23 protein-coding genes are annotated in these 25,598 nt (G+C 70.2%); 3 read left to right on the plus strand and 20 right to left on the minus strand.

Annotated features, from left to right (window positions below; translation table 11 throughout):
* Positions 1 to 12 precede the first annotated feature (12 nt).
* Entirely contained in the window at positions 13 to 969 is a 957-nt protein-coding gene (locus K8F61_RS07240) for an FKBP-type peptidyl-prolyl cis-trans isomerase (protein ID WP_231821185.1), read from the minus strand.
* A 146-nt stretch (positions 970 to 1,115) separates the two neighbouring features.
* On the opposite strand from K8F61_RS07240, the gene K8F61_RS07245 reads away from it, so the two are divergent.
* Positions 1,116 to 1,904 carry a lysophospholipid acyltransferase family protein gene (locus K8F61_RS07245; RefSeq protein ID WP_372449930.1) on the plus strand — a complete coding sequence of 263 codons (789 nt, stop codon included), beginning with the start codon at positions 1,116 to 1,118 and terminating at the stop codon, positions 1,902 to 1,904.
* A gap of 16 nt (positions 1,905 to 1,920) precedes the next feature.
* Here K8F61_RS07245 and K8F61_RS07250 read toward each other — a convergent pair whose 3' ends face one another.
* On the minus strand, positions 1,921 to 2,397 hold the full coding sequence (locus tag K8F61_RS07250; protein WP_219084621.1) for an OsmC family protein: 477 nt from the start codon (positions 2,395 to 2,397) through the stop codon (positions 1,921 to 1,923).
* A 38-nt stretch (positions 2,398 to 2,435) separates the two neighbouring features.
* Here K8F61_RS07250 and K8F61_RS07255 point away from each other — a divergent pair, with 38 nt between their 5' ends.
* Complete coding sequence (locus K8F61_RS07255; protein WP_231821186.1) at positions 2,436 to 3,431, plus strand: asparaginase; 996 nt, start codon at positions 2,436 to 2,438, stop codon at positions 3,429 to 3,431.
* Between the two features lie 33 nt (positions 3,432 to 3,464).
* Here the strand turns inward: K8F61_RS07255 and K8F61_RS07260 are convergent, their stop codons facing one another.
* The 18 genes from K8F61_RS07260 to prmC all read right to left on the minus strand — a co-directional run bounded on the left by K8F61_RS07260 (position 3,465) and on the right by prmC (position 24,514).
* Positions 3,465 to 6,362: an FtsK/SpoIIIE domain-containing protein gene (locus K8F61_RS07260; protein WP_231821187.1), complete on the minus strand. Its 2,898-nt coding sequence runs from the start codon at positions 6,360 to 6,362 to the stop codon at positions 3,465 to 3,467.
* 57 nt (positions 6,363 to 6,419) lie between these two features.
* Entirely contained in the window at positions 6,420 to 7,280 is an 861-nt protein-coding gene (locus K8F61_RS07265) for a PP2C family protein-serine/threonine phosphatase (RefSeq protein WP_067247140.1), read from the minus strand.
* 74 nt (positions 7,281 to 7,354) lie between these two features.
* Positions 7,355 to 8,344 carry an aldo/keto reductase gene (locus tag K8F61_RS07270; protein WP_067247137.1) on the minus strand — a complete coding sequence of 330 codons (990 nt, stop codon included), beginning with the start codon at positions 8,342 to 8,344 and terminating at the stop codon, positions 7,355 to 7,357.
* 75 nt (positions 8,345 to 8,419) lie between these two features.
* The gene (locus K8F61_RS07275; protein WP_231821188.1) at positions 8,420 to 9,220 is read right to left on the minus strand and encodes a DUF5684 domain-containing protein; all 801 of its coding nucleotides are present in this window, start codon (positions 9,218 to 9,220) and stop codon (positions 8,420 to 8,422) included.
* A gap of 195 nt (positions 9,221 to 9,415) precedes the next feature.
* Positions 9,416 to 13,216, minus strand: coding sequence for an Ig-like domain-containing protein (locus K8F61_RS07280; RefSeq protein ID WP_231821189.1), 3,801 nt, complete (start codon positions 13,214 to 13,216; stop codon positions 9,416 to 9,418).
* A gap of 235 nt (positions 13,217 to 13,451) precedes the next feature.
* A complete protein-coding gene (locus K8F61_RS07285; protein ID WP_231821190.1) occupies positions 13,452 to 14,213 on the minus strand; it encodes a YaaA family protein in 762 nt (253 codons plus the stop codon).
* A 105-nt stretch (positions 14,214 to 14,318) separates the two neighbouring features.
* Positions 14,319 to 14,582, minus strand: coding sequence for a F0F1 ATP synthase subunit epsilon (locus tag K8F61_RS07290; protein ID WP_067248891.1), 264 nt, complete (start codon positions 14,580 to 14,582; stop codon positions 14,319 to 14,321).
* 2 nt (positions 14,583 to 14,584) lie between these two features.
* Positions 14,585 to 16,039, minus strand: a complete 1,455-nt coding sequence (gene atpD, locus K8F61_RS07295) for a F0F1 ATP synthase subunit beta (RefSeq protein WP_067248894.1) — start codon at positions 16,037 to 16,039, stop codon at positions 14,585 to 14,587.
* Positions 16,040 to 16,062: 23 nt separating this feature from the next.
* On the minus strand, positions 16,063 to 16,962 hold the full coding sequence (locus K8F61_RS07300) for a F0F1 ATP synthase subunit gamma (RefSeq protein WP_067248897.1): 900 nt from the start codon (positions 16,960 to 16,962) through the stop codon (positions 16,063 to 16,065).
* Positions 16,963 to 16,981: 19 nt separating this feature from the next.
* A complete protein-coding gene (gene atpA / locus K8F61_RS07305) occupies positions 16,982 to 18,622 on the minus strand; it encodes a F0F1 ATP synthase subunit alpha (protein ID WP_067248899.1) in 1,641 nt (546 codons plus the stop codon).
* A 50-nt stretch (positions 18,623 to 18,672) separates the two neighbouring features.
* Positions 18,673 to 19,461 (minus strand): F0F1 ATP synthase subunit delta, encoded by a 789-nt coding sequence (locus K8F61_RS07310; protein ID WP_067248902.1) that lies wholly within the window; start codon positions 19,459 to 19,461, stop codon positions 18,673 to 18,675.
* Positions 19,461 to 20,015, minus strand: a complete 555-nt coding sequence (locus K8F61_RS07315) for a F0F1 ATP synthase subunit B (protein WP_067248905.1) — start codon at positions 20,013 to 20,015, stop codon at positions 19,461 to 19,463. The genes K8F61_RS07310 and K8F61_RS07315 overlap by 1 nt, the downstream gene beginning before the upstream one ends.
* A 27-nt stretch (positions 20,016 to 20,042) precedes the next feature.
* Complete coding sequence (atpE, locus tag K8F61_RS07320) at positions 20,043 to 20,279, minus strand: ATP synthase F0 subunit C (protein ID WP_017830994.1); 237 nt, start codon at positions 20,277 to 20,279, stop codon at positions 20,043 to 20,045.
* A 45-nt stretch (positions 20,280 to 20,324) separates the two neighbouring features.
* Positions 20,325 to 21,068, minus strand: coding sequence for a F0F1 ATP synthase subunit A (atpB, locus tag K8F61_RS07325; RefSeq protein ID WP_157518287.1), 744 nt, complete (start codon positions 21,066 to 21,068; stop codon positions 20,325 to 20,327).
* A gap of 173 nt (positions 21,069 to 21,241) precedes the next feature.
* Positions 21,242 to 21,751 carry a hypothetical protein gene (locus K8F61_RS07330; protein ID WP_231821191.1) on the minus strand — a complete coding sequence of 170 codons (510 nt, stop codon included), beginning with the start codon at positions 21,749 to 21,751 and terminating at the stop codon, positions 21,242 to 21,244.
* The gene (locus tag K8F61_RS07335; RefSeq protein WP_067248914.1) at positions 21,748 to 22,926 is read right to left on the minus strand and encodes an MraY family glycosyltransferase; all 1,179 of its coding nucleotides are present in this window, start codon (positions 22,924 to 22,926) and stop codon (positions 21,748 to 21,750) included. The genes K8F61_RS07330 and K8F61_RS07335 overlap by 4 nt, the downstream gene beginning before the upstream one ends.
* Positions 22,923 to 23,597 (minus strand): L-threonylcarbamoyladenylate synthase, encoded by a 675-nt coding sequence (locus K8F61_RS07340; protein ID WP_067248918.1) that lies wholly within the window; start codon positions 23,595 to 23,597, stop codon positions 22,923 to 22,925. The genes K8F61_RS07335 and K8F61_RS07340 overlap by 4 nt, the downstream gene beginning before the upstream one ends.
* A 38-nt stretch (positions 23,598 to 23,635) precedes the next feature.
* A complete protein-coding gene (gene prmC, locus K8F61_RS07345) occupies positions 23,636 to 24,514 on the minus strand; it encodes a peptide chain release factor N(5)-glutamine methyltransferase (protein WP_418888079.1) in 879 nt (292 codons plus the stop codon).
* 133 nt (positions 24,515 to 24,647) lie between these two features.
* Here prmC and cysK point away from each other — a divergent pair, with 133 nt between their 5' ends.
* A complete protein-coding gene (gene cysK / locus K8F61_RS07350) occupies positions 24,648 to 25,595 on the plus strand; it encodes a cysteine synthase A (protein ID WP_067248920.1) in 948 nt (315 codons plus the stop codon).
* The last annotated feature ends 3 nt before the right edge of the window (positions 25,596 to 25,598 follow it).

Consider the following 25,598-nt stretch of genomic DNA (forward strand, 5'->3'; position numbering starts at 1 on the left):
GCGTCCGACGGCTCACTGCTGCGGTGCGGGCGTCGTGGCCAAGATGTCCACCACGAAGACGAGCGACTCGTCGTGCAGCTCGTGGTCCTTGTACTGGTCGGTCCCGTAGGCATCGGCCGGCGGCATCTCCACGACCACCTGGGATCCGACGGTCTGCCCCTCCAGCGCGGCCTGGAACCCCGGTACGACGCCGGTCGTCGGGAACTGGGTGGGAGCGCCGCGGGACCAGCTCGAGTCGAACTCGCTGCCGTCGCTCCACTTCACGCCCTTGTACTGCACCACGACGAGGTCGCCGGACTGCACCGTCGGCCCGTCCCCCTTCTTCAGGGTCGCCACCCGGGTCTGCGTCGGCGCGTCGGTGTTCGGGATCGTGATGCTCGGCGTGCCGTCGTCGGCGAGCTCGACGGCCGGCATGTCCTTCTCCGGCGCGACCGGCTCGCCCGTCGCCTGCAGCGGGAGCTCCTCGGTCGCCTCGGCGTACACGACGACGGGGTTCGAGCCCTCGCCGAGCGCGGAGCCCGGCAGCGCGAGGACCACCTGGGAGCCGAGGGGCCGGCACTCCAGAGCCACGAGGAAGAGCGACGCCTGGTTCGGCTCCAGAAGCACGGGGAGCTCCCCGCCCTCGCCGCGGTCGCTGGAGTCGAGCACCGTGTTGTCGGTGGCGTCGACGATCCGGTAGCGCAGCGAAACGAGGTCGTTCGCCGCCACGTCGTCGCCGTCGCCGTCGCGGAGCACCGTCCGCTCGACATCCTCGATCTCGAGGTCACCCGGAACCCGGACGTCCAGGTCCGCTCCGCTCCCGGTGACCTCGACGGCGTCGGAGGCGGCCCCGGGCTGTGCGTCGAGGAGGCAGGAGCCCGCCGACGGCGACGAGGTCGGATCAGGGGCCTCCGCTGCGCCTGCGCAGCCGGAGAGCAGGAGCGCCGACACAGCGGCGGCGGAGAAAGCGGCGACGAGACGATTGCGCACGGAGAACCTCGGGAGACATCGATCGGGAACACCCCATCCTCGCCCGCCGGGCTTTGCCGCGCCTGGGAGACGCGCCAGAAAGGGCTGGGCCGGCGGCGCGCGGGAGCATGCCCGCGCCGGCATGGACGCTGCCCTACCCTTGTCGGGTGACTCCCGAGCCCCAGCCCGCCGAAGACGCCCCGGACCCGACAGCCGTCGACGAGGCGGAGCTGCATCGCGCCGGCTTCCTGTACCTGTTCGGACGCGCGGTGCTCGCGCCGCTGGCCCGTCTCATCTACCGCCCCCGCGTGGAGGGACGGCGGAACGTGCCCAAGACCGGACCCGTCATCATCGCCTCCAACCATCTGTCGTTCATCGACTCCGTCGCGATCCCGGTCGCGGCTCCGCGTCGTGTGCACTTCCTGGCGAAGTCGAGCTACTTCGAGGGCAAAGGGATGAAGGGCCGGATGGTGGGCGGCTTCATGCGCTCCGTCGGCGCGATCCCGGTCAATCGCGGTGCGGGGCAGGCGGCGCTCGACGCGCTGGACCAGCAGCGCCGTCTGCTCGACGAGGGGCTCGCCGTGGCGCTCTACCCCGAGGGCACGCGCTCGACCGACGGGCGCCTGTACAAGGGCCGCACTGGCGCCGCGTTCCTGGCGCTGCAGACCGGAGCCCCCGTCGTGCCCGTCGGCCTGATCGGCACGGCCGATGCGATGCCGGTGGGTGCGAGCATGCCTCGGCTCGGGACCCGGGTCACGGTCCGCTTCGGCGAGCCGCTCGACCTCTCGCACCATGGGCCGGCCACGTCGGGACGGGCCCGCCGCCAGGCCACGGACGAGATCATGTCCGCGATCCACGCGCTGTCCGGGCAGGAGCTCGCCGGCGTCTACAACGAGGTCCCCGCGCAGGGCGCGATCGAGAAGATCAAGCAGGCCCTCCCTCACGAGCGCCGCTGAGGCCGGCCTCAGCGACTCACGGCGCCACCCGGATCGTCGCCTCGTGCCGGACCGGGAACGACACCGAGTTCGCGATGAAGCACCACTCGTGCGCCTGCGTGTGCGCGTCGCGCGCCGCCGGGACCATGGACTCGTCGGCGACGGTGACGACCGGTCGCAGCACGACCTCGGTGAAGGCGCCTCCGCCCCTGCCGTCCTCCACCATCGTGCCGCGGGCGTCGTCCCGGTACTCCACGACGACCACTCCCGCCGTCACGCACGCGTGCAGATACGACAGCAGGTGGCACTCCGACAGCGCCGCCAGGAGCAGGTCCTCGGGGTTCCAACGCGACGGGTCTCCGCGGAAGGGCTTGTCCGAGGAGGCGAGGAGGTCCGGCTTCCCGGTGATCGAGATCGTGACGTCGCGCGCATAGTCGCGATACCCGCTCGTTCCGGTCCCCCGGTTGCCCGTCCAGGTCGTCGTGAGTGCGTAGCCGTGCGTCCCGATGTCCATCCCGTCATCGTGCCACGCACGCCGGTAGGCTGGCGGACGTGGTGGAGACTCTGACCGTTCAGGATGCCGTCGAACTCGCCGTCGTCGAGCGGGGAGGGTTCGTCGAATCCCGCCATGTGGGCGCCGCGGTGGTCCTGTCCCCCGAGGGCGAGGTCGTCGCCGCGCACGGGAACGCGAGCGCCCTCGTGCTGCCGCGCTCGAGTCTCAAGCCGCTGCAGGCGATCGCCTGCCTCACCGCGGGCGCGCCGCTCGAGGGCGAGCAGCTCGGACTCGCGACCGCCAGCCACGCCGGCACCGACCGACACGTGGAGGTCGTGCGCTCGATGCTGGTGGAGGGCGGACTCACCGAGAACGACCTCGGCTGCCCCGCCGACTGGCCGTCCGACTCCGCGACGCGCGACGAGCTCGTGCGGGATCACGGCGAGCCGACCCGGATCCGGATGAACTGCTCTGGCAAGCACGCGGCGATGCTGCGGGCCTGCGTGGCGACCGGGTGGCCCACCGACGGCTACCTCGCGCCCGATCACCCGCTCCAACTCCACATCCGCGACGTCGTCGAGCGCCTGTCCGGGGAGAAGATCTCCGCGACGGTCGTCGACGGCTGCGGCGCTCCGGTGCACGCGCTGACCCTGATGGGCCTCGCTCGCGCGGTGCACCGCATCGGAACGGCCTCGGAGCGCTCCCCGTTCGCCCTGCACCGGGTCGCCGGCACGCTGGTGCGGACCGTGCGGGAACGGCCGTGGACGATCGACGGACCGGGACGCCCCGACACGCTCGCGATCGAGAAGCTGGGCGTGTTCGTGAAGGGCGGCGCCGAAGGCGTCATGGTCATGGTCGCCCCGAACGGCGCCACGGTGGCACTCAAGACGCTCGACGGCTCGCTGCGGGCGAGGACGATCGTGGCGGCGACGCTGCTGCTGCGCGCCGGCGCGCTGGAGCAGGGAGCGGTGGACGAGCTCGCCGCCGCCCTTCCGCTCGCCGTGCTCGGCGGCGGCGTCGAGGTCGGGTCCATCCGGCCTGCCGCCGGGATCTAGCGTCCCGCCCTGGGCTCTTCTCGACGGACCGGATCACGCTCCACCGGCCTCCCGGCCGTCCGCACGTGCTACGGCCTGTCGCGCCGCGCGCCTCGTCTGCGGAGGGCCGATCGGCGCCGGAACGTCCGCCGCGCGGGCGGGGTCCGCCTCGAGCGGAAGCAGGACGCGGGCAGGGCCCCGCCCGTCGCGGATCGACCAGGCGCGTCCTGCGTCCGGACGTGCGTACGGCGGCAGATCACGCACGCCGACGAGGGTGCGGAGCTCACGGGCCGCCTCGGCCACGACGAGGATCTCGCCCCGGTCCCGCACGCCGTGCCAGAGGCTCCAGTGCCGTTGCCACGCCTCCGCCTCGCCGACGAGCAGAAGGGTCCGCGAGGGCGCGATGAGGTCCTGGACCCCGGTCCCCGGAGCGATCTGGTCCAGTGTCCGGACCGTGACCCCGGGAACACCGGAGGTCAGCGCGGCCGCGGTCCTTCTGGGAAACGGTGCGATCACGCCGCACACCCCGGCCGACGGCCTCCAGGGCGGAGTGCGGTGCTCCTCGGTCGCCGATCCGGCGCCGTGGTGTCCCGCGGGGCCGCTCAGGCGTGCGATCTGGATCTCGCGACCGGCCAGGTTCGCCCGGCCGTCCGGACGCAGCGGATCGAACGACGCCGGCTCGCCGCCCGCGGCGAGATGCTCTCCCCGGCTCGGCATGCGGAGCACCACCCGCTGCGGCAGGAGGTCGGCGAGGGCCGCGACCGGCCCGGCGCTCCGCGACGCGGTGAAGACGACGAGGCATCCCCGTGTCGCCGCGGCACGGACCACGCGCTGCAGGCGCTCCGCCCACGCGACGGCGTACTCAGCGGGGAAGGACGCCAGCCGCGCGTCGAGATCGTCGCAGACGAGCGCGCGAGGCCACGCCGCCCGCCCCTCCGCCAGATCCTCGACGATCGACCAGGCCGCCTCCGGGTCGTCCGGGATCGTCCGGTGCGACGGAACCTGCCCGATCACCGTGCGCACGAGCGTGCTGCGGCCGGCTCCCGGCCCACCGAAGACGGCCAGACCGCGGTCGTGTCCGGGGCGGAGAACGACGACCGGCTGCCGTTGGTGTTCGGGGTCGTCGGAGAGACCGAGGACGACGGCCTCCTCCGGCATCGCTTCGGGTGAGGCTGCCCGCAGCGTCGCGGCGTCCACGTCCGTCGGAAGGGGCGGGAGCCACGGGCTCGTCGCCCGCGGCGACGCAGCATGGTCCTGGGCGATGCGACGCAGATCCTCCTCCTGCGTCCGACCGACCCGCATCAGCACGGGAGCGGTGTCCTGCGGACGACGGACCAGGACGAGACCGCGTCCTCCGGCGTCACCCGGCAGCTCCGCCGCGTCGTCCGCCCCGATCATCACGCGACTGTCGGCGGGGTCGGACACACGGAGACAGAGCCGCAACGGGCAGTTGGCGGCGAGCGCGTCGCGTACCACGCCCGTGGCTCGTTGCGTGCCCAGGACGAGGTGCATGCCGAGCGCGCGCCCCCGTGCCGCGATGTCGGTGAACACGGCTCCCAGGTCCGGATGCTCCTGGAGGAGCGCGGCGAACTCGTCGACGACGATGACGAGGCGCGACAGCCGCCCCTCCGCTTCGGCGATGCTCCGCGCTCCGCAGGCGCCGAGCTCCGTCTCGCGCCGCCGCAGCTCGGCCCGGAGGCTCCGGACCCCGCGCGCGGCGCCGTCGCCGTCGAGATCCGTGATGATCGCGGCGACGTGCGGCAGGTCTCGCAATCGTTCGAACGCGGTGCCGCCCTTGAAGTCGGCCAGGACGAACGACACCTCCTCCGGTCCGTGCGACGCGGCCAGTGCGGCCAGCCACGATACGAGCAGTTCGCTCTTGCCGGTGCCCGTCATGCCCGTGACCAGCGCATGCGGTCCGTCCTCCGCCAGATCGATCGCGACCTCGCCCTGCGTCCCGGCACCGAAGACGGCGCGGAGGCTCCCCGGCGCGGCGGGGCTCCGCGTCAGCTCCGCCAGTGCGACAGCGCCGGGGAGGCCGGGTTCCGCATCGGCGGCGTCGCGGAGCACATCCGCGATCTCCTCCGCCTGTGCCGCAGAGATCGCTTCGACCGCACAGCGCTCGTCCCCCGACGGAGTGCGCAGGAGCCCGGTCGCCGGATCCGTGACATCGAGCACCGTGGCGAGCCCGGACGGCGGCTCCTCGTCAGCCCCCACCGCGACAAGGTTCGTCCCCACGACGGCGTCCGCCGAGTCTCGCCGTCCGACGCGGACCGTCCAGGTCCCCCGCACGCGGCCGTGCGCATGCGGAAGCCCGGCGACACCGAGGGCTTCGAGGTCCTCTCCCACGATGCGCATCCGAGACGCCGGGAAACGCAGGCACAGTTGCACGACGAGGGCACGAAGGACCGCCTCCGCCACCGGGCGGGGTCCGCGGACGCACACTCCGTCGGCGAGCCGGACGGTCAGCGGCACGTCCTCCAGCAGACGCCGCTCGTTCCGGAAGAGACGTGCACGCTCCCCGTCCCCGCCATGGAAACGGATGGGGTTGGCGACCGCGCCGCGACCGAGCGTCAACGTCGCCGCCTCCGGAGCCTCCGCCGGACGGACCGGAGCGACGAGGACGCCGAAGGCGTCCGGAGAGCGTCGACGAAGTGCCGCGCGAACCTCGTCCGCGCGCTCGTCGTACTCGCGCTGCACGCGCATCCAGGCTTCGTCCTGCTCGATCCGCGCCCGCCGAGCATCGCGTCGCCGATGTCGGGCCGCGTCGACGAAGGAGGCGAGCAGCATGAGGGGCCCGAGTGCGGCGAAGGCGAGCGAGAGCATCGAGCCGGTCAGCGCCCACAGCGTCGCGCCGGACGCGACAGGCACGAGAGCGGCCACCACCGGCAGCGGCGTCCGTCGCGGCGGAGCGGGAGCGGCGGGGAGCAGGAGCGGTTCGACGGGGTCCATCACCCCAGTCCATCGTCCGCACGCCCCTCAGAGCGCGTCGATCACGATCTGCGTGGACTACTCCGTCGTATCGCCGACGGTGGAGGACGAGGACGTGTCCGGGAAGGTCTGCAGCTCCGCGGTCGGCGCGTCCTGTGCGGATGCCGGGGTGCGCACCACGTCGAGGACGATCAGGGTGACGTTGTCCCGTCCGCCGTTCTCCAGGGCGGCCGCCATCATCGCCGCCACCGCGTCCGCCGGGTCCGCGTTCTGGGCGAGGAAGTGCTGGATCCCGTAGTCCGTGAGCTCCTTGGTGAGACCGTCCGAGCAGATCACGAAGCGGTCACCGTCCTGCACCGCGAGCTCGCGGTAGTCCGGCGGCGTCGCCTCGCTCACGCCGACGGCCCGGGTGATCACGTTGCTGTAGGGGTGCCCCTCGGCCTCCTCCGGGCTGAGGCGACCGGCCGTGATGAGCTCCTGCACCACCGAGTGGTCGGTCGTCACCTGCACCAGCGCGCCGTCCCGCAGGAGGTACACGCGGGAGTCGCCGATGTTCAAGGAGACCCAGCGCGGGTCGCCGTCGTGCGTGTCGAGGAAGACGCCCGTCAGCGTGGTCCCGGTGCCCTCGTCCGTCGTCTCCGGATGCGCGGCGATGTCCTCGATCGCCGCTGCGAGCGCCGCCTCGATCGCGGCGGCGGTGATCGAGCCGTCGTGGACCGCGTCTCCCAGACGGGCGATGGTGCGCTGGCTCGCGATCTCCCCGCCGGCGTGGCCGCCCATGCCGTCGGCGACGACGAACAGCGGATACTCGGCGAGAAAGGCGTCCTGGTTGTTCTCGCGCCGCCGACCGCGGTCGGTCGCCCCCGCCCAGCGGAGATCGACGACGTCGCCGGAGGGGAGGGTGATCTCCCGCATGTGCGGTGTCGGCGTGTCAGGCACAGGATTCTCCCCGTCCTCGCGCGATCCGTGCGATCGTTCGAGTCTCACACATCGTAGTCGATGCTCCGGACCGGTCAGACCGCACCGGCAGCCGGATCGGCGGGCAGCGGGAACAGCGCGTCGATCGCGTCCAGGTCCTCGTCCGAGGGAGTCCATGCCGAACCGGCCCGCGCGTTGGCCTCGACCTGCTCGGCGGAGGTCGCCCCCGCGATGACGGAGGACACGCCCGGCTGCGCGAGGAGCCACCCGAAGGTCGCCTCCAGCATCGTGATCCCGCGCTCGTCGCAGAACGCCCGGTACGCGTCCAGGGCATCCCACGGCGCGTTCTCCCAGAGGTGGGATCGCGTCGACATGATGCGGCTCTGCGCCGGGCCTCCGTCCCTCGTGAACTTGCCGGTGAGCAGGCCGTTGTGCAGCGGGAAGTACGGGAAGAAGCCCAGGCCGTACCGGTTCACGGCCGGGAGCACCTCCCGCTCCGCAGCACGGGCGAGCAGCGAATACTGGTTCTGCGCCGAGACGAACCGCGGCCCGAGACGCCGCGCGGCGACGAACTCGGCCTCGGCGATCTGCCACCCGGAGAAGTTCGAATGGCCGAAGTAGCGGATCTTGCCGTCGCGGACCAGCTCGTCCAGGGCGTCGACGGTCTCCTCGATCGGAGTGACCGGGTCGGGGAAATGGAGTTGGTACAGGTCGATCCAATCCGTCCGCAGACGCCGGAGGGACTCCTCCACGGCACGGCGGATGTACCGGCGAGACCCCATTCCGGCGGGGAAGTCGTACCCCATGTCGTAGTGGCCGTGTCCGAACTTCGTGGCCAGCACCACACGGTCCCGTCGCCCGTCCAGGACCTCGCCCATCAGCGACTCGCTGAGCCCCGGCTCCTTGCCGTAGATGTCGGCGGTGTCGAGGAAGGTCACCCCGCTGTCGATGGCGGCATCGAGCACGAGACGCGAGCCTGCGATGGTCTCGGTGACGGTCCCGGCCCTTCCGAAGTTGTTGCATCCGAGTCCGGTGGCGGACACGAGCAGCCCGGAGGAGCCGACACGACGATCTGTGGTCACCATGCCTCCCACGTTACAGGCGGGGCGGCGAGCGCACGACGAAGGCCCCCGGTCCGAGGACCGAGGGCCTTGCTGCCCCTACGCGGGGGGCGTGTTGGGGTCGGCGGGCTTCTCCGGCTCCGTCGACGGCGGGGTCGGCGGCGCGGGCGGAGCCGGCGGCGTCACCGGCGGGACCGGAGGAACGGGAGGAACCGGCGGCACGCCCGCCCCGGTCTCCGGGGCCGACGGCGGTGCGTACCCGGGCTGCGCCGGGGGTGCGTATCCGGGCTGGGCCGGCGGCGCGTATCCCTGCGGAGCCGGGGGCTGGTAGCCCTCGGGAGCCGGCGCGTAGCCCTGGGCTGCGCCGTAGGCGCCGCCCGCCTGGGGCTGCGCGGACGGCTGCACGGGGATGCCCTCCCACTGCGTGCGGTCGGCGAAGAACGCGTTGTTCGCCCACGGCGCCGGGGCGATGTTCGGGTTCCAGCGAGACTTGTCGAACGCCGCGATACCCATCCAGACCAGGCTGAGGAAGATGTAAAGGACGACCCAGACGGCCTCCTTCTGCAGCTTCAGGCCCACGCGCCATGCGGCGATGACCATCAGGACGCCCGCGGCGAGTGCGACGATCTGGCCGAGGACGGGGATCCAGCCCAGCAGCACGGAGGCACCGATGGCGTACAGGATCAGCCACGGGCTCATGTCGCCGAGCTTGAGGAAGATCATGCTGTTGTACACGGGAACCCACGCACGCCACTTCCCCTGCACGCCGGCCTTCTCGAAGATCTTCATGAGGAAGATCGAGCCGATGACGTAGAAGATGACGGCGAACACGAGCGCGAAGCCCATGATCCCGAGCATGAAGGCGATGTAGCCCCCGTCGTAATAGATGGAGTCGTCCATGGTCCCTCCCGATGGATGATGTCGCGAAACAGTCCGTATCGCGTTGAACACCTTAGCGTGCCCGCGGAAACCGCACACTCCCCCGCGCCGGGCATCGGTATACCGGGGCGACGTGACGTGGCGAGCGTCTCAGCCGGGACCCGATCGTGCCCCGCGGCCCTCGGAGGAGCCGCGGGGCACGACGACGGCGAACGGTCAGGACCGGCGCCGCCGGTACACGAGGAACAGTCCGCCACCGGCGAGGAGGGCAATACCGAGAGCGATGGCCGTCCAGCTCAGCTCGGCGCCGGTAACCGGAAGCGTGCCGCCCGGGTTCGGCGTGCCAGGATCGCTGGCGCCCGGCGTCGGCTCTCCGGGTGCCGGGCTCGGCGCGGGCGTCGGCTCACTCGGGCTCGGCGTGGGGGTCGGCTCACTCGGGCTCGGCGTCGGCGTCGGCGTCGGCGTCGTGTCATCGACATAGGTGATGGTCACGGTGGCGCCGGTCTCGTTCCCGTTCCGGTCCTTCACCACGTAGTCGATCGGCGTGGGATTTCCCTCGAAGCCGTCCTCCGGAGTGAACGTGATGTCCCCGGTCTCCGGGTCCACGGTCCACGTCCCCTCACCAGGAACGACCAGTTCGAGCACGTGCTCCCCGGTGTCCGGATCCACGATTCGCACCGTCGAGGGGTCGAGGTCGCCCTTGTCGTTGTCCAACGTCGGCACCGTCACCGTGTAACCGCGCGGGTTGTTCAGCGACTCATCATCCGACGCCTCCGGCAGATACGTCACCGTCACAGTCGCACCGGTCTCGTTCCCGTTCCGGTCCTTCACCACGTAGTCGATCGGTGTCGGGTTCCCTTCAAAGCCGTCCTCCGGAGTGAAGGTGATGTCCCCCGTCTCAGGGTCCACCGTCCACGTGCCCTCACCGGGTACCGTCAGTTCGAGCACGTGCTCACCGGTGTCCGGATCCACGATTCGAACCGTGGACGGGTCCAGGTCGCCCTGATCGTTCCCGAGCACCGGGACCGTCACCACCTCACCGATACGGTGCCCGTCCGAACGATCGTCCGTCGCGATCGGCGCCGGGACATCGTCCACATAGGTGATGGTCACGGTGGCGCCGGTCTCGTTGCCGTTCCGGTCCTTCACCGTGTAGTCGACCGGGGTCGGATTCCCCTCGAAGCCGTCCTCCGGGGTGAAGGTGATGTCCCCGGTCTCCGGGTCCACGGTCCACGTCCCCTCACCAGGAACGACGAGAGACTCGGTCGGGTCGCCCGTTGCCGGGTCGGTGATCCTCACTGTGGAGGGGTCGAGGTCGCCCTTGTCGTTGTCCAACGTCGGCACCGTCACCGTGGTACCGCGCGGGTTGTTCAGCGACTCATCATCCGACGCCTCCGGCAGATACGTCACCGTCACCGTGGCACCGGTCTCGTTCCCGTTCCGGTCCTTCACCGTGTAGTCGACCGGGGTCGGGTTCCCTTCAAAGCCGCCCTCCGGGGTGAAGGTGATGTCCCCCGTCTCCGGATCCACCGTCCACGTCCCCTCACCAGGAACGACAAGGGAATCCACCGGGTTCCCGGTGGCCGGGTCGGTGATCCTCACTGTCGAGGGGTCGAGGTCGCCCTTGTCGTTGTCCAACGTCGGCACTGTCACCGCATCGCCGATGGTGTTCCCGTCTGAACGATCGTCCGACGCCTCCGGCAGATACGTCACCGTCACGGTGGCGCCGGTCTCGTTGCCTGCACGGTCGCTCACCGTGTAGTCGACCGGGGTCGGATTCCCCTCGAAGCCGCCCTCCGGAGTGAAGGTGATGTCCCCGGTCTCCGGATCCACCGTCCACGTCCCCTCGCCAGGAACGACGAGGGAATCCACCGGGTTCCCATCAGGGTCAGTGATCCTCACCGTCGAGGGGTCGAGGTCACCCTTGTCGTTGTCCAACGTCGGCACCGTCACCGTGGTACCGCGCGGGTTGTTCAGCGACTCGTCATCCGACGCCTCCGGCAGGTACGTCACCGTCACCGTCGCACCGATCGAATTGCCTGCACGGTCACTCACCGTGTAGTCGACCGGGGTCGGGTTCCCTTCGAAGCCGTCCTCCGGGGTGAACGTGATGTCCCCCGTTTCCGGGTCCACCGTCCACGTCCCCTCACCAGGAACGACGAGGGAATCCACCGGGTTCCCATCAGGATCGGTGATCTTCACCGTCGAGGGGTCGAGGTCGCCCTTGTCGTTGTCCAGCGTCGGCACCGTCACCGCATCGCCGATGGTGTTCCCGTCCGAACGATCGTCCGACGCCTCCGGCAGATACGTCACCGTCACCGTGGCACCGGTCTCGTTGCCGTTCCGGTCCCTCACCGTGTAGTCGACCGGGGTCGGATTCCCCTCGAAGCCGTCCTCCGGAGTGAAGGTGATGTCCCCCGTTTCCGGATCCACCGTCCACGTCCCCTCACCAGGAACAACGACGGAATCCACCGGGTTCCCGGTGGCCGGGTCGGTGATCCTCACCGTCGAGGGGTCGAGGTCACCCTCGTCATTCCCGAGAACCGGAACCGTCACTGCATCACCGATGGTGTTCCCATCCGAACGATCGTCGGTGGCGACGGGCGAAGACGTCAGCCCCGCATCGACATCGTTGGCCTGAGGAGTGTCGCTGTCCAGACGGATCGCGCCCGTCCGCCCCGAGGCGTCCACATCCGAGTCACGGGTCTGGTCGTCGCCCGCGTTCTGCGGCGCCCACGAACGTCCCTCCGGATCCGTGAAGCGCAACTGGTAGTCGCCATACGGAAGATCCGTGAAGCGGTAGCTGCCGTCGTCCCCGGTCACGACCGTGATCGGGTTGCCGTCGGCGTCCGTCACCGGGTTCCCGTCGGCGTCGAGCAGCTCGACCGTGACCCCAGCGATCCCGGGCTCATCGTCCCCGCGCACACCGTCGCGGTTCTCGTCCAGCCAGACCCGGTCACCGATCTCACCCAGCTGAGCGAGACGGAAGGACACGCGCTGCTTGTCGGCGTTTCCGTTGGACGTCGCACCGTCATCGAGCAGCAGACGCTCGGTCCGGACGGAGATCGAGCCGTTGACGCCGTCGGGGTTACCCCCGTTGCTGTTCGCGAAGTAGCTGGATCCCGTGCCGTACTGCGCGGCCGGGAACTGCGAGTACGGGGTTCCTGCCGCGCTCATGTTGAAGGTCACCGAAGTGAAGGTGCCCTTCAGGATGACGGAACCGCAGCCGGCCGCGTCCATGTCGGGTTGGCGGATGGCTCCGCTTCCGGTCCCCTGTGCAGGGACGCAGTTGCCGTTGGCATTGCTGTTGAGGAGTCGCATGGTGTTCGCGGAGTCGATCTGGAGGTTGGTCGCGCCGGGCGAGACGCTCGCCAGGGTCACCCCGGGTGTCGCGATCGTCCACTCGGTCGCATTGAACGATCCACGAGAGTGACTGTTGCCTGTTGCCTGGAAGAACCCGCCGATACCGGAGACGTCCATCACCATGTCGGTGACCGGGCGGTCGAAGGTGATGGTGAGCTGGCCGACGTCGCAGGCGCCGTCGAAGTTCTGGTGCTCACGCGTGCCGAGGTCTCCACCGCACCCCGTGGAGGCATTGGCCAGGAAACCCAGCGCAGGAACGTTCGCGGGGGTGGGATTGCCGTAGAACATCGCGGCTGTTCCGCCGTAGGAGCCCTGGTTCTCACCGGACACCAGCATGTTGGTGCCCGGCGTGCGATCGCCGTTCACCACGAACTCGGCGCTGATGCCGACGGGGCCCAACCGGGTGGGGAGCGACGAAACGGCCGAGTTGCGCCCCTCGTTGATCCCCACAGCCGTGTACTGCGTCTGCTGCTGTGCGCCCGTGAGCGTCCATGCATCGTTGAAGACGTAGCCGTTCTGCTCCGCCGCGGACGCCGCGGACGCGGTGACCAGGACGGACCCGGCAAGGCCCGCGGTCGCAAGGGCGGCAGCAAGGGCGGCGGCTCCGAGACGACGAAGCCTCGGTTGTGAGGACCGTGGTCTAGCGACGGACATTTTTCCCCCTCGATATGACAAACATCATGATTGCCATCGGGCGGGGCGCGTGCATCTGGCACGCAATACGATCCGCCCGGGCGCAAGAATCCTATCCTGTCGTTACCCGAAAGCAAATCATTGGCATGCAACGGCGGTCCGGACGAGGACGAGGTGGGGATGCCTGCCCGGCTCGCCTGCCGCCTGCGGCCGAGACGGATGAGAACGCGCGGGCGACAGGGAAAGACCGTCTGCGTCAGCGCTGTGCCGGCGGCTGCGCAGTGACCAACGCGAGGGTGCTCGGATCGTCCGTCTCACGAAGGTCGACCGCGCGCGTGCGCGCCCAGGCGAGCAGACCCCTCCGGCTGCTCGCTCGCGGGCGGTCCTCCGCGAGGGCGCGCACGAGCGCCCCCTTGGCATGCTTGTTGAAGTGGTTCAGGGCGCGGCCGCTCTCGGTGACCACGCGGACGTACGCCGAGGCCACCTCGGTGGGGACGGGGCCCAGCGCCACGTACGCCTCGGACCGCAGGTCCAGGACGAAGGAGGGCGACGCGGCCCGGATCGCCTCTGTGACGGCCGGTGCCCAATGCCGCGTGAGCGGTGCGAGCCCGGGAAGGGAGACGCCGGCGCCCAGACGGTAGGACGGGATCCGGTCCAGCGCCCCCACCGGACCGAACGGCGCGCTGTGGATCCATACGTGGGCGCCCAGCCAGCGCCGGGCGGCCGAGGGCAGCGACGATGCGTCCAGGGCGTCGAAGAGCACGCCCGTGTAGCGATCCACCGCCGGCATGCACGGCGCGGTCCGCAGGCGGGCGTTGTCCTGGACCGCCTCGCGCTGCCGGGGGCTGAGCTTGAGGACCCGCGCCGCCTCGTCCTCGTCGGCGGCCAGTCGCACGAGTGCGTCCACCGCCTCCTCCCGACGACGCCGGAGGGAGGGCAGCGCCAGCGCATCGAGATCGAGGGACGCGCCGGATCCGCCCGGGCGCTTGGTCTCGGACGGCGGAAGCAGGATCTTCACGCGATGGTCTCCTTCTGCGGGTCGATCCCGGCCCCGACGGACGGAGGCCGAGCGGACGGCGAAGCGCCGGCCCCCGTTCTCGGGGACCGGCGCTTCGGACGTCGATCAGGCGATCAGCGCCGCATTGCCGGCGACGATCGTCAGGACGTTGCCCTCCATGGAGAGGAAGCCGTCCTGCGCGTTCGCCAGCACCTTCGCGCCGTCTTCCTGGGTGATGCGCACCTGGCCCTCGGCGAGGATGGCCAGCACCGGCTCGTGCCCGGGCATGATGCCGATCTCGCCCTCGACGGTCTTGGCGACCACCAGGCTCGCCTCACCCGTCCAGACCTCCGCGTCCGCGGAGACGAGGCTGACGTGCAGGGTTGCCATGATCAGGCGTTCTCCTTCTGGATCTGCGCCCACTTCTCCTCGACGTCGCTGATCGCGCCGACGTTGAAGAAGGCCTGCTCGGCCACGTGGTCGAAGTCGCCGCGGGCGATGGCGTCGAAGGACTCGATCGTGTCCTTCAGCGGCACCGTCGATCCCTCGACTCCCGTGAACTTCTTCGCCATGTAGGTGTTCTGCGAGAGGAACTGCTGGATCCGACGCGCACGGGCGACGATGATCTTGTCCTCTTCCGAGAGCTCGTCGACGCCGAGGATCGCGATGATCTCCTGCAGCTCCTTGTTCTTCTGCAGGATCTGCTTGACCGTGGTGGCGACGCGGTAGTGGTCCTCGCCCAGGTAGCGCGGGTCCATGATCCGCGACGTCGAGGTCAGCGGGTCGATCGCCGGGTACAGACCCTTCGAGGCGATCTCACGCGAGAGCTCGGTGGTCGCGTCGAGGTGCGCGAACGTGGTGGCCGGGGCCGGGTCGGTGTAGTCGTCCGCCGGCACGTAGATCGCCTGCAGGGAGGTGATCGAGTGACCGCGCGTCGAGGTGATGCGCTCCTGGAGCACACCCATCTCGTCGGCGAGGTTCGGCTGATAGCCCACCGCGGAGGGCATGCGGCCGAGCAGCGTCGACACCTCGGAGCCCGCCTGCGTGAAGCGGAAGATGTTGTCGATGAACAGCAGCACGTCCTGCTTCTGCACGTCACGGAAGTACTCCGCCATCGTCAGGGCGGACAGCGCGACGCGCAGACGCGTCCCCGGCGGCTCGTCCATCTGGCCGAAGACGAGGGCGGTCTTGTCGAAGACGCCCGCCTCCTCCATCTCGCCGATCAGGTCGTTGCCCTCACGGGTGCGCTCGCCCACGCCGGCGAACACGGACACACCGCCGTGGTCCTGCGCCACGCGCTGGATCATCTCCTGGATGAGGACGGTCTTGCCGACGCCCGCACCGCCGAACAGGCCGATCTTCCCACCCTGCACGTAGGGGGTGAGGAGGTCGATCGACTTGATGCCGGTCTCGAACATGGTGGTCTTCGACTCGAGCTGGTCGAAGTTCGGCGCCTTGCGGTGGATCGGCCACCGCTCGGTGATCTCGATCTGCTCGCCCGGCTCGGCGTTGAGGACCTCGCCGATCACGTTGAAGACCTTGCCCTTGGTGACGTCGCCCACCGGGACCGAGATCGGCGCACCGGTGTCGCGCACTTCCTGTCCACGCACGACGCCGTCGGTCGGCTTGAGGGAGATGGCGCGGACGAGGTCGTCACCCAGGTGCTGGGCGACCTCGAGCGTGATCTCGGACGACTCGTCGCCGATCGTGATCGTGGTCTTCAGAGCGTTGTAGATGTCGGGGATCGAGTCGTGCGGGAACTCGATGTCGACGACCGGTCCGGTGACGCGCGCGACGCGCCCGACGACCGCGGTCGTGGCGTTCTCAGCCGTGGCGGTGGTGGTCATTTCTTCGTCTCTCTCTTAGAGGCTTACTTGCTCGATGCGAGGGCGTCGGCTCCACCGACGATCTCCGCGATCTGCTGCGTGATCTCGGCCTGACGCGCGTTGTTGCGCAGGCGGGTGTAGTCGGTGATGAGCTTGTCGGCGTTGTCGCTGGCCGACTTCATCGCCTTCTGCGTCGCGGCCTGCTTGGCGGCCGAGGACTGCAGGAGGGCGTTGAAGACACGGCTCTGGATGTAGACCGGCAGGATCGCGTCGAGCACCGTCGCCGCGTCCGGCTCGAACTCGTACAGCGGGTAGACCGCGCTGCCCGCCTCCGACTCGTCGGCCTCCGCGATCTCCAGCGGGAGCAGACGGACCGTCTCCGGCGACTGCGTCATCATGCTGACGAAGCGGTTGTAGACGAGGTGGATCTCGTCTACGCCGCCCTCGTCCCCGCCGCGCGAGAACGCCTCGAGCAGCGTCGCCGAGATCTCCTCGGCCGTGTGGAACGACGGCGTGTCCGTGTCCCCGGTCCACTCCGCCGCCGCGGCGAGGCCGCGGAACTGGAAGTAGCCGACCGCCTTGCGCCCGATGAGGTAGAACACCGGCTCCTTGCCCTGCTCGCGCAGGAGCTCCGCCATCTCCAGGCCCTCACGGAGGATCTGCGAGTTGAACGCGCCGGCGAGGCCGCGATCGCTCGAGAAGATCACGACCGCGGAGCGGGTGATCTTCTCGGGCTCACGCGTGAGCGGGTGGTCGACGTTGGAGTGCGTGGCGACGGCGGACACCGCCCGTGTCACGGCCCGCGCGAAGGGCGAGGACGCCTTGACGCGCGCCATCGCCTTCTGAATGCGCGAAGCCGCGATGAGCTCCATCGCCTTCGTGATCTTCTTGGTCGTCTGAGCAGAAGAGATCTTCTGCTTGTAGACCCGGAGTTGTGCGCCCATATCTCAGACTCCCCCGCGACTACGCGCGACGGCCCTTGACGATCTTCTCCTGGTTCACGTCGTCGACGTCCTGCGCCGCGTGCTCCTCGTGGCCGGGAGCCCCGATGCCGTGGCCCTTGCCGCCCTGGAACTCGAGGATGAAGGCGTCGGTGGCCTTCTCCAGCTCGGCGACGGTGTCGTCGTCGAGGACGTTCGTCTCGCGCAGGGTGTCGAGCACCTTCGTGTTGCGACGGAGGTGGTCCAGGAGCTCGCGCTCGAAGCGCAGGACGTCCTCGACCTCGATCGTGTCCAGCTTTCCGTTGGTGCCGGCCCAGATCGAGACGACCTGGTCCTCGACCGGGTACGGCGAGTACTGCGGCTGCTTGAGCAGCTCGGTCAGACGCGCGCCGCGGGCGAGCTGACGACGCGAGGCCGCGTCGAGGTCCGACGCGAACATCGCGAACGCCTCGAGCGAGCGGTACTGCGCCAGCTCCAGCTTCAGCGTCCCGGAGACCTTCTTGATCGACTTGACCTGCGCGTCACCGCCGACGCGGGACACCGAGATGCCGACGTCGACCGCGGGGCGCTGGTTCGCGTTGAACAGGTCCGACTGGAGGAAGATCTGGCCGTCGGTGATGGAGATCACGTTGGTCGGGATGTAGGCCGAGACGTCGTTGGCCTTGGTCTCGATGATCGGCAGACCCGTCATCGACCCGGCGCCGAGCTCGTCCGACAGCTTCGCGCAACGCTCCAGGAGACGCGAGTGCAGGTAGAAGACATCGCCCGGGTAGGCCTCACGCCCCGGCGGACGGCGCAGCAGCAGGGACACGGCGCGGTAGGCCTCGGCCTGCTTCGACAGGTCGTCGAAGATGATCAGGACGTGCTTGCCGCCGTACATCCAGTGCTGACCGATGGCCGAGCCGGTGTAGGGGGCGAGGTACTTGAAGCCCGCGGGGTCCGAGGCGGGAGCGGCCACGATCGTGGTGTACTCCATCGCGCCGGCGTCCTCGAGCGCGCCCTTCACCGAGGCGATGGTCGAGCCCTTCTGACCGATCGCGACGTAGATGCAGCGCACCTGCTTGGTGACGTCGCCGGACTCCCAGTTGGCCTTCTGGTTGATGATCGTGTCGATCGCGAGAGCCGTCTTGCCGGTCTGGCGGTCGCCGATGATGAGCTGGCGCTGACCGCGGCCGACGGGGATCATCGCGTCGATGGCCTTGACGCCCGTCTGCAGCGGCTCGTGCACGCTCTTGCGCTGCATGACGCCGGGCGCCTGCAGCTCGAGCTCGCGGACGCCCTCGGTCGCGATCTCGCCGAGACCGTCGATGGGGGCGCCGAGCGGGTCCACCACACGACCGAGGTAGCCGTCGCCGACCGGGACCGAGAGGACCTCGCCGGTGCGGGTGACCTCCTGGCCGGCCTCGATGCCGGTGAAGTCGCCGAGGACGACCACACCGATCTCGTGCTCGTCCAGGTTCAGCGCGAGGCCCTTGGTGCCGTCCGCGAACGTGACGAGCTCGTTCGCCATGACGCCGGGCAGGCCCTCGACGTGCGCGATCCCGTCGGCGGCGTCGATGACGGTGCCGACCTCGGTCGCCGCAGCTCCCGTGGGCTCGTACGCGGCGACGAAGTCCTTCAGCGCGTCACGGATGACGTCGGGGCTGATCGAAAGTTCTGCCATTGTCTTCCCTTTGTATCTGGGTGCGCGGTTCCCCGCGCGAAGTCCGTTTGTCAGCCTGCGAGCCGGTGCCGCAGGTCGGCGAGACGGGCGGAGATGCTGCCGTCGATGACGTCGTCCGCGACCTGCACGCGCAGGCCTCCGACGACGGAGGGGTCGAGGACCACGTTGAGTGCGACCCGACGGCCGTAGCGGCGGCTCAGCACGTCGGCGAGGCGGGCGCTCTGCGCATCCGAGAGCGGCGCCGCGGTGTGCACCGTCGCCACGATCCGGTCGCGCTGTGCGGAGACGATCCGCATCGCACGGCTGAGCAGCTGACGCACCCGGCGCTCGCGCGGCTGGCGCACGAGCGAGGCGACGATCAGACCGGTGGCGGCGCTGACGTCGTTGCCGAGGAGCTTGTGCACGAGAGCGCCCTTCGCCGCGCCGTCGCCGAGACGGCTGCCGAGCGCGAGCTCGAGCTCGGGGTTGGCCGCGACCAGACGCGAGACGGAGAACAGCTCCCCCTCCACGTCGCTGTCGGGCGCGGCGATCGCCGCCGCACGCACGGCCAGCTCCTCGATGCCGTCGACGAGGTCAGCGGCGCTGGACCAGCGCTCGCCGACCGCGACGCGGAGCACGTCCTGCACGGGTGCCGACGCACCACCGAAGACGCGGGCCACGAGGGCCGCGCGCGCCTCGCCGGACGCGGAGGGATCGGCGAGCGCGCCGCTCAGCGGGGACGACTCCCCGATCAGCCGCGCGGCGGAGAACAGCTCGCCGGCGCTGTCGAGGGTGATCCCGGTCGCCGCGGTCAGCGCCTGGCTCGACGCCGCGAGGGCCTGAGTGGTCGCGCTGCCCATTACTTCGCCGCCTCGGACGCCTCGAGGTCCGCGAGGAAGCGGTCCACGACGGCGGTCGCACGGGCGTCGTCGGAGAGGGTCTCCCCGACCACGCCGCCGGCGAGGTCGAGGGCGAGCGTGCCGACCTCGCCGCGCAGCGACACGAGCGCCGCCTGGCGCTCGGCCTCGATCTGCGCGGACGCCGCGGCGGTGACGCGCGCGGCCTCGGTGGTCGCGGCCTCCTTGGCCTCGGCGACGATCTTCTTGCCGTCCTCGCGGGCGGCCTCCCGGATCTCCCCGGCCTCGACGCGGGCCTCGGCGAGCTGGCGGGTGTACTCCTCCAGCGCGGCCTCGGCCTGCTTCTGCGCCTCATCGGCCTTGGCGATGTTGCCCTCGATGGCGGCGGAGCGCTCGTCGAGCATCTTCGTCAGACGGGGAAGGGCGACCTTCCAGACGACGATGAGGATGATGAGGAACCACAGCCCCGACCAGATGATGTCGTACCACGCGGGGATGAGGGGGTTCGGTGCCTCCCCGCCCTCGGCCGCGAGGTTCGTGACAAGAGCGTTCAGCATCCTGTCTCCTTCAAAGGTCGGTGGGGATTACGGGAAGGGGATGAAGGCGACGGCGATGCCGACGAACGCCAGCGCCTCGGTGAAGGCGATACCGATCCACATCAGGACCTGGAGGCGGCCGGCCAGCTCGGGCTGACGGGCGACGCCCTCGATCGTCTTGCCCACGACGATGCCCACGCCGATGGCGGGACCGATCGCGGCGAGGCCGTAGCCGACGGCTCCGAGGTGACCGTTGATCTCAGCGAGAACCGTAGTAGCGTCCACGGGGTTTTTCCTTTCGTTGGGTGGGAAGGCTTGTCGCCGACCCGCTCAGTGCTCTTCTGCGACCGCGAGCTGGATGTAGACCGCGGTGAGGACGGTGAAGACGTAGGCCTGCAGGACGACGACCAGCATCTCGAAGACGGTGAACGCGCCGCCGAAGGCGAGGGTTCCGACACCGAGCGCGGCCCAGCCGCCGCCTGCGGTGAAGAAGAAGAACTGGGTCGCCGCGAAGCAGAGGACCAGGATCATGTGACCGACGACGAGGTTCATCATCAGTCGGAGGGTCAGCGTGACCGGGCGCAGGACGAACGTCGAGATGAGCTCGATCACGGCCACGATCGGAAGCGCGAAGCCCGGGACCCCCTGCGGCAGCAGCGAGTTCTTGAAGAAGCGCCATCCGTGGCGGCGGATCCCCGCGTAGATGAAGGTGACGTAGCTGATGATCGCGAGCGTCAGCGGGACGGCGACGATGGCCGTTCCCGGCATGTTCAGGAACGGGATGATCCCGGTCACGTTCATGAACAGCACCATGAAGAAGATGCTCACGAGGATCGGGAGGAACCGGTCGCCGTCCTTGCGTCCGAGCAGGTCGTGCGCGATGCCGTTGCGGACGACGCCCAGGCCCATCTCGACCAGGCTCTGGAACCGGCCGGGGACGACGCGCATGTTGCGCGTGCCCAGCCAGAGGATCAGGACGACCGCGATGACCGAGAGGAACTGGATGAGGTGGATCCGGTGGATCGGGATGACGCCGAAGACGTTGAAGAGGATCTCGGGGAAGAACTCTTCCATCGAGGGGCCGTGGAACTCGCCGCCATCAGAGGCCAGTCGTGGGATCAGGGTCGCAGCGAGATTCAACAGCGCGGGCTCCAGCTTCGGGGCACCGGTCAGTACCGGGGCGACGATGGTCGGGGTGGATCACGGCGCAGCGCTCGCGGTCCGCGAGCGGGCACGTGTCAAGACTATCAGAACCGGGAGTTTCCTGAATCCGCGGCCCCGTCCGCCGAACCGGGCGCGCGGTCCTCGGGGACCTCGGTGGGCAGCTGCGCATCGCTGACGTTCGGCAGACGCATCCGCAGCAGCACGATCACGTCGACGACGAGCGACATCAGCACCCCGGCGACGATCGACAGGAAGAACACCATCGGCGAGATCCAGGGCTGCCCGCGCAGGACGAGCATGACGACGACGAACAAGCCGAGCTTGAGCAGCCACCCGCCGAGCACGATCGCGAAGAAGAGCTGGACGTAGAGCGCGTCGCCGTACCAGCGGTTGGCGATCAGGATGCTCAGCGCCGTGATCGCGAGGAACACCACGGCGAGCAGCACACCGACGAGGCCGCTCCAGACCCCGGAGACGCCGGCCACGAGCCCGCCGACGGCGGCGGCCACGGCGGCGAGGACGACGGCCGCGACGGCGGACCAGATCAGGGTGCGCCGAAGGATGGGCGTGCTGGACACGGGGCTCGGGCTCATCGGGGTTCCTCGGGTTCGGGGTCGGCGGCACGGGGCTCGGAGGCGGCGAGGGCGCGACGTCGGCTGGGGAGCAGGGTCACGGTGAGGCAGGCGGCCACGCCGAGGACGCCGAACAGCACGCCGAGAAGGTAGTCGCCGTACCAGCCCTCCCGCGTGCCGATGTACATCAGCAGCACCGACAGCGAGATGATCGCCGTCCACGCGTAGAAGATGAGGACGGCGTCGCGGTCGCGGTGGCCGAGATCGAGCATGCGGTGGTGCAGGTGCTTGCGATCCGGGGAGAACGGGGACTTGCCCGCGCGCATGCGCCGCAGCACGGCCAGCCCGAAGTCCAGCAGCGGCAGCAGCACCACGACCACCGGCAGCAGGATCGGGATGAACGCGCCGAGCAGCTGGGAGCGCCCGATCTGGTCCGGGGCGAGCATGGACGGGTTCAGCGAGCTCGTCAGCGAGATCGCCGAGGTCGCCATGAGTAGGCCCATGACGAGGGCGCCGGAGTCGCCCATGAACAGCTTCGCGGGGCTCCAGTTGGTCGGCAGGAACCCCAGGCAAGCGCCGATGAGGACCGCGGCGAGGAACGAGGCGAGGTTGAAGTAGCTGGACTGGCCCGTGTCCCTGGCCAGGATGTAGGAGTACGCGAAGAAGACGCCGTTCGCGATGAGGCACACCCCCGCGACCAGCCCGTCCAGCCCGTCGATGAAGTTGATCGCGTTCATCACGATCACGATCGCGAACATCGTGATCGCGATGCTCACCCAGCTCGAGCCGACGATCGGCTCGCCGATCGGGAGGAAGAGGATCTGGAGACCGCCGACCACGGTGATGAGCCCCGCAGCGACGAACTGCGCGCCGAGCTTGATCATCCAGTCGAGGTCGAACAGATCGTCGATCACGCCCACGACGGCGATCAGCAGCGCCGCGCCCAGCACCGCCCACATCGTCTGCGGCTGCGCCCAGATCGTCGCGAAGAAGGGGTTCGCGGAGGAGGCCCCGAACGCCGCGGCGATCCCCAGGAAGATCGCGACGCCTCCCAGACGCGGCGTCGGCGTCGTGTGCACGTCGCGCTCGCGGATCCCCGGGTACAGCTTGAAGCGCAGGCTGAGCTGCCACACCGCCCACGACAGCGCCAGCGTGATCGCGGCCGTGAGGATGATCGTGAAGAGGTACTGCTTCACGCGGGCTCTTCGAGGAGGTCGCCCAGCACGCGCGCCAGCTCGTCACGCGAGACCGCGCCGTTGCGCAGTACCCGCACGCGGGCGTCGTCGCCCCCGGGGCGCACGAGCGACGTGGCGTCGACGATGGTCGAGGGCACGCCGGTCGCACTGGGTCCGTGGTCGAGGTACACCGAGACGCTGTCGCCCAGCATCCGCTCGGCCGCGGCGGCCTCGACGGCCGCGTCCTTCCCGGTGAGGTTCGCGCTGGACACCGCGAGCGGCCCCGTCTCCTCCAGCAGCTCGAGGGTCACCCGGTAGTCGGGCATGCGCACCGCGACGGTGCCGTGGGTGTCGCCGAGATCCCACGCGAGGGACGGCTGGGACGGGAGCACGATCGTCAGCCCCCCGGGCCAGAACTCGTCCACGAGGCGCTGCACGGGTTCCGGGATGGTCTCGACGAGCGCCGCGAGCGCCGCCGTCGACCCGACCAGGACGGGCGGCGGCTGGTCCCTGCCCCTCCCCTTCGCGTCGAGCAGCCGCTGGACGGCGGCGGGGTTGAAGGCGTCGGCGCCGACGCCGTAGACGGTGTCGGTGGGGAGCACGATCAGCTCACCGCGGCCGATGGCCTGGCGCGCACGGCGCATGCCGGTGAGGAGCTGATCCGCGTCGCGGCAGTCGAAGACGGGGGACATGACCCCGTCATTCTACGGGGCGACGCCCCGGAATCCGCTCAGGGGCGGATGGCGGTCGTCGCGCGATCCCGCTGCGTGAGGTCGCGGTGGGTCGCCGTCGCCCGCCAACCGTCATCCTCCAGCAGCGCGCGGATCTGCGCGCCCTGCAGCTCGCCGTGCTCGAGGACGAGCAGTCCCCCGGGATGCAGGAGGGTGAGCGCGCGCCGGCTGATGACGCGGACCACGTCCAGGCCGTCCTCTCCCCCGTACAGCGCCAGGGCCGGGTCGTGCAGCCGCACCTCGGGGTCGCGGGGAACGGCGGCGTCCGGGACGTACGGCGGGTTGGAGATGACCACGTCGGCCCGACCCGCCAGCTCCTCGAACGCATCGGCGAGATCGGCCTGCACGAGCGTCAGGTTCTCCTGCCGCTCGGTGTTGCGTCGCGCCCACGCGTGCGCCTCCGGCGACACCTCCGCGGCGAAGACCCGGGCGTGCGGCACCTCCGTGGCCATCGCCAGGGCGATCGCGCCGCTCCCGGTGCCGAGGTCGATGCCGATCGGTGCGGGCACGGGCGCCGCCCGCAGCGCATCGATCGCGAACTGCGCGACGGTCTCGGTCTCGGGCCGAGGGACGAACACGCCGGGTCCCACCGCGAGCTCGAGGTGCCGGAACGGCGCACGGCCGGTCAGGTGCTGCAACGGCTCGCGACGGGAGCGGCGCTCCGCCAGGGCGCCGATCTCCGCGGCGGCAGGGCCCTCGATCTCGTCGCCGCGCAGGGCGGCGGCCTGCACGGCGCCGCGGCTCCAGCCCGGTGCGCCGTGCCCGCCGCCGAGGACGTGGGCGGCGATCAGCTCGGCGTCCACGACGGGATCGGGCACGCCCGCCTCCGCGAGCTTGCGGGCGGTTTCGCGCAGGATGCGGTCGAGGGAGTGCGGCACGAGCACCCAGCGTATCCGCCCTGCGCCGGAAGCCCTCCGCCATGGGGCGTCACACGTCTCCCGTCGGTGAGGCCGCTCGCCTAGGCTGACACCGCGCCCGCCTCCGCGGGCGCCCGTCGACGAAAGGGCAGCCATGGCCGGCATCCACTCCGACATCACCACCGCGTTCGGGAACACTCCCCTGGTGCGGCTGAACCGCGTGACCGAGGGCCTCGACGCGACGGTCCTCATCAAGCTCGAGTTCTACAACCCGGCATCCAGCGTGAAGGACCGCATCGGCATCGCCATGATCAACGCCGCCGAGAAGTCCGGGGCGCTGGCACCGGGCGGGACGATCGTGGAGTCCACCAGCGGCAACACCGGCATCGCCCTGGCGATGGTCGGGGCCGCACGCGGCTATCGCGTGATCCTGACCATGCCGGCGTCGATGTCGAAGGAGCGCCGGGTCCTCCTCAAGGCCTTCGGCGCCGAGGTCGTCCTCACCGACCCGACCAAGGGCATGGCCGGAGCCATCGAGGTCACCAAGCAGATCGTCGCGGACACCCCCGGCGCCGTCTGGGTGCGCCAGTTCGAGAACGCCGCCAACCCGCAGATCCACCGCGAGACCACCGCACAGGAGATCCTGCGCGACACCGACGGCGCCGTGGACGTCTTCGTCGCCGGGGTCGGCACCGGCGGGACCGTCACCGGGACCGGCCAGGCGCTGAAGGCGGCGAAGCCCGATGTGAAGGTCATCGCGGTCGAACCGAAGGACTCCCCCGTCCTCACGGAGGGACGCCCCGGGCCGCACAAGATCCAGGGCATCGGTCCCAACTTCGTCCCGGACGTGCTCGACCGCGAGGTGCTGGACGAGGTCATCACCGCGGACTTCGACGAGTCGCTGCGCGTGGCGCGCGAGCTCGCCGCCAAGGAGGGCCTGCTGGTCGGCATGTCGACCGGCGCCGCCGTCTCCGCCGCCCTCCAGGTCGCCGCGCGCCCGGAGAGCGCCGGCAAGACCATCGTCGTCGTCGCCCCCGACACGGGCGAGCGCTACCTGTCCACCGCTCTGTTCGAAGACCTCCGCGACGAGCCGAAGGACTGAGCC

The organism is Microbacterium resistens (genome assembly GCF_021172025.1).
Lineage (GTDB): Bacteria > Actinomycetota > Actinomycetes > Actinomycetales > Microbacteriaceae > Microbacterium > Microbacterium resistens.

Coding starts and splice junctions, on each gene's coding strand:
- K8F61_RS07250 (WP_219084621.1), bottom strand. CDS start 2,397: ATGGACATCGGGACGCACGGCTACGCACTCACGACGACCTGGACGGGC.
- K8F61_RS07260 (WP_231821187.1), bottom strand. CDS start 6,362: ATGGACCCCGTCGAACCGCTCCTGCTCCCCGCCGCTCCCGCTCCGCCG.
- K8F61_RS07270 (WP_067247137.1), bottom strand. CDS start 8,344: ATGGTGACCACAGATCGTCGTGTCGGCTCCTCCGGGCTGCTCGTGTCC.
- K8F61_RS07275 (WP_231821188.1), bottom strand. CDS start 9,220: ATGGACGACTCCATCTATTACGACGGGGGCTACATCGCCTTCATGCTC.
- K8F61_RS07280 (WP_231821189.1), bottom strand. CDS start 13,216: ATGTCCGTCGCTAGACCACGGTCCTCACAACCGAGGCTTCGTCGTCTC.
- K8F61_RS07290 (WP_067248891.1), bottom strand. CDS start 14,582: ATGGCAACCCTGCACGTCAGCCTCGTCTCCGCGGACGCGGAGGTCTGG.
- atpD (WP_067248894.1), bottom strand. CDS start 16,039: ATGACCACCACCGCCACGGCTGAGAACGCCACGACCGCGGTCGTCGGG.
- K8F61_RS07300 (WP_067248897.1), bottom strand. CDS start 16,962: ATGGGCGCACAACTCCGGGTCTACAAGCAGAAGATCTCTTCTGCTCAG.
- atpA (WP_067248899.1), bottom strand. CDS start 18,622: ATGGCAGAACTTTCGATCAGCCCCGACGTCATCCGTGACGCGCTGAAG.
- K8F61_RS07310 (WP_067248902.1), bottom strand. CDS start 19,461: ATGGGCAGCGCGACCACTCAGGCCCTCGCGGCGTCGAGCCAGGCGCTG.
- K8F61_RS07315 (WP_067248905.1), bottom strand. CDS start 20,015: ATGCTGAACGCTCTTGTCACGAACCTCGCGGCCGAGGGCGGGGAGGCA.
- atpB (WP_157518287.1), bottom strand. CDS start 21,068: ATGGAAGAGTTCTTCCCCGAGATCCTCTTCAACGTCTTCGGCGTCATC.
- K8F61_RS07330 (WP_231821191.1), bottom strand. CDS start 21,751: ATGAGCCCGAGCCCCGTGTCCAGCACGCCCATCCTTCGGCGCACCCTG.
- K8F61_RS07340 (WP_067248918.1), bottom strand. CDS start 23,597: ATGTCCCCCGTCTTCGACTGCCGCGACGCGGATCAGCTCCTCACCGGC.
- cysK (WP_067248920.1), top strand. CDS start 24,648: ATGGCCGGCATCCACTCCGACATCACCACCGCGTTCGGGAACACTCCC.